This is a genomic window from Kitasatospora sp. NPDC047058 (genome assembly GCF_040643935.1).
GTDB lineage: Bacteria > Actinomycetota > Actinomycetes > Streptomycetales > Streptomycetaceae > Kitasatospora.
This window is the reverse complement of record NZ_JBEYVJ010000612.1, coordinates 1-3,056: the sequence shown is the minus strand read 5'-3', so window position 1 is coordinate 3,056 and position 3,056 is coordinate 1. Positions and strand designations below refer to the sequence as shown.

Here is a 3,056-nt window from a genome sequence, read left to right as displayed (position 1 = left end):
GTCGTCGGGGTCGGCCAGCCGCGCGGCGAGGTAGCCGGTCTGGCGCCCCGCCAGGGCGGCGAGGGCCGCCAGCCGCCGCTCGTACCGGCCCCGGACGGCCAGTTCGGCGAGCACGGCCGGCAGCTCGCCGTCCGCGGCGAGCGCGTGTGCGGTGCGGGCCAGGTGCCGCAGGCGCCCGGCGTGCGGGAGCGGCGCGAGCTCGACGAGGAGCCGGTCGGTGGCGTCCCGGGCCGGGGCGGGCCGGGCGCCGGCGGGTCCGTCCGTGATGCGAGACATGGGCGCGATTCTGATGCACCCGGGCCGCCGCCCGCCAACCGTTTCCGGCGGGCGGGCCGCCCCGGGCGTCACCCTCGCCGCGGGGCGTCCGCCCCCTGACAGACACCGCACGACGGGCGGGGGCGGACGACGGAGACACAGTTGATCTCCGTGTGGTAGACCAGTGCGCCGGTGCGGGATCACTCAACCGCGCCGGCAGCCGCAGGCTGCTACCGACATCGGGGGGATGTATGAGGATTCGCCGTACCCTGGCCAGATGCCTGGCCGTTGCCACCGTCGCCGCGCTCGGCGCGGCCTGCAGCAGCTCCGGCACACCGTCGGGCGGAGCCGGGGGTGCCAACGGCGCCGGGGCCGCCGCCACCGCGTCCCGTCCGGGCGAGGATGGCGAGGCCCTGCCTCCGAAGGCGGCGCCGTCGTCCAGCCGCGCCGGGGGGATCGCCGGGCGGGGGCCGGTGCTGCACGCGGTGTTCGGCGGGAGCGGGTTCACCGCGCAGGTGGTCAGCGCCGCCACCAGCGCCTCGCTGCCCGGGATCGCCCCGCCCCTCGGCAAGACGACGCTGCTGGTCCGCCTCAAGGTCGCCTCGGACCCGGTCGACCGGACGAGCAAGGCCCCGAACCACATCATCATGGCCGTCAAGTACCCGGCCTGCGGGCCGGTCCCCGACTGCTGGCACACCGAGGACGGGGCACGTTCCCTGCCGGAGAGCGACGTCCTCGACGGCACCCACATGAACAGCGTGCCCGACTGGTTCGGCACGTTCGACGCCAACACGACCTACTACAAGTACGTCTGGCAGTTCGTCCCGGAGGGCACCGACCTCTCGGCCGCCCAGTTCTGCTCCCAGCAGGACGACGGCAAGGCGGAGGTCTGCATCCCCCTCGGCCCGGTCGAGCCCTTCCACGGCCAGATGGACCGCGCCGACCTGGAATCGCGGTAGCGCCGGCACCGGCACGCCGAGCGCGCGTGCGGCGCCGAGCGCGCCTGGGGCGCCCGTCGTGACGCCCCGCGCGTGCCGGCGGGTGCGGCCACGGCCGCGATAATGGCGCCGTGATCGACAAGCAGCTGCGCGTGGTACTGGCCGAGGACTCGGTGATCCTCCGGGACGGGATGGTGGAGCTGCTCGCGGCCCGCGGGTGCACGGTGGTCGCCGCCGTCGGCACCGCGCCCGGGCTGCTCGCCGCCGTGGCCGAACACCGGCCGGACGTCGCCGTGGTGGACGTCCGGATGCCGCCCACCCACACCGACGAGGGCATCCGGGCGGCCGTCGAGCTGCGGGCCGGCGCGCCCGAGGTCGGCATCCTGGTCTTCTCGCAGCACGTCGAGGCCGCCTGGGCGTCCCGGCTGCTGGCGGGCGGCGCGGCGGGGGTCGGGTACCTGCTGAAGGAGCGGGTGGCGCGGACGTCCGAGTTCGTGGACGCGCTGCACCGGGTCGCCGACGGCGGGACGGCGCTCGACCCGGAGGTGGTGACGAGGCTGCTGCACGGGGGCCGGCGCAGCCTGGTCGACACACTGACGCCGCGCGAGCGCGAGGTGCTGGAACTGATGGCGCAGGGCCACTCCAACCGCTCGATCGCCGCGCGGCTGGTGGTGTCGGAGCGGGCGGTGGAGAAGCATGTCGCCGCCGTGTTCGCCAAGTTCGGCCTGCCGGCCACGGACGCGGACAACCGGCGGGTGAAGGCGGTGCTCACCTACCTCTCCGAGAGCACGGGTTGATGCTTCGTCAGATCTTTGGCGTCAGACGTGCGCCGGCAGTTCGGCGGTGACGACGGTCGGTCCGCCGGGCGGGCTCTCCACCCGCAGCAGGCCGTCCACCGCGGCGAGCCGTTCGCGCAGGCCGGCGAGGCCGGTCCCGCCGCCCGCTCCCCCGGCGCCTCCGGCCGCACCCAGCACCGCGCCGCCGCAGCCGTCGTCGCGCACCGTCAGCCGGACCAGGCCGTCGGCCGCGGAGGCCGACAGTTCGGCCGAGCGGGCGCCGCTGTGCTTGGCGAGGTTGGTGAGCAGCTCCGCCGCGCAGTAGTAGACGGCCTCCTCGATCGCCGGATCCGGCCGGTCGCGCAGGTCGAGGCGGACGGTGACCGGGACGGGCGAAGTGGCGGTCAGCCCGGGCAGGGCCTCGGCCAGCCCGCCGTCCAGGGCGACGGGGTGGATGCCCGCGGTGAGGCGGCGCAGTCCGGCGATGGTCTCGTCGGTCTGGCCGCGGGCCCGGTCGACCAGGGCGCGCAGCCGGGCCACGTCGGCTGCGGGCCCGCGCCCTGGGCTGCCGCCCGCGGCCGCCACGGCGTCCACCGTCACACCGCCCACCAGTAGGTCGTCCGCCAGCACGTCGTCCGCCAGCGAGAGGGTGATGGCGAGGGCGACCAGCTGGGCCTGGGTGCCGTCGTGGAGGTCGCGCTCCAGGCGGCGCAGCCGGTCGGTGTTGGCGGCGAGCAGGGTGGCGCGGGCGGTCTCCAGCGTCCGCACGCGCTGCTGGGAGCGGGCCGGGCCGAGCAGGAGCCGGGCCAGGCTCCGGTTGGCGGCGCCGAGCGCACCGTTGGCGCCCGGCAGCGCCGCCAGGAGGGCCAGGCCCAGCAGGACGGCCGCCGCGTCCGGCCAGCCGGCCGGGCGGTCCCCCGGTTCCAGCAGCCGGACCCAGAGCGGGAAGCCCAGCAGCCAGCCGCAGCCGAGTGGCAGGACCACGGCGGCGGCGAAGCCGAGCAGCCCGAGCGGGAGGCGGAGCAGCAGGTAGAGCAGCGACCGCCAGGCGACCGGGTCGGTCAGCACGGCGCGGCCGCGGGCGAAC

Annotated in this window: 3 protein-coding genes and 1 pseudogene; 2 read left to right on the top strand and 2 right to left on the bottom strand. The window is 76.5% G+C overall.

Going from position 1 to position 3,056, the window contains the following annotated elements; genetic code table 11:
- Window positions 1-276, bottom strand: a pseudogene (locus ABZ885_RS38265) (hypothetical protein); the annotation flags it as partial.
- Window positions 277-506: 230 nt separating this feature from the next.
- On the opposite strand from ABZ885_RS38265, the gene ABZ885_RS38260 reads away from it, so the two are divergent.
- Window positions 507-1,214 (top strand): hypothetical protein, encoded by a 708-nt coding sequence (locus ABZ885_RS38260; protein ID WP_360199366.1) that lies wholly within the window; start codon window positions 507-509, stop codon window positions 1,212-1,214.
- Between the two features lie 110 nt (window positions 1,215-1,324).
- Window positions 1,325-1,990 carry a response regulator transcription factor gene (locus ABZ885_RS38255; RefSeq protein WP_360199365.1) on the top strand — a complete coding sequence of 222 codons (666 nt, stop codon included), beginning with the start codon at window positions 1,325-1,327 and terminating at the stop codon, window positions 1,988-1,990.
- A 21-nt stretch (window positions 1,991-2,011) separates the two neighbouring features.
- Here the strand turns inward: ABZ885_RS38255 and ABZ885_RS38250 are convergent.
- Window positions 2,012-3,056 (bottom strand): sensor domain-containing protein (locus ABZ885_RS38250; protein WP_360199363.1); only part of this gene is annotated, 1,045 nt, incomplete at its 5' end.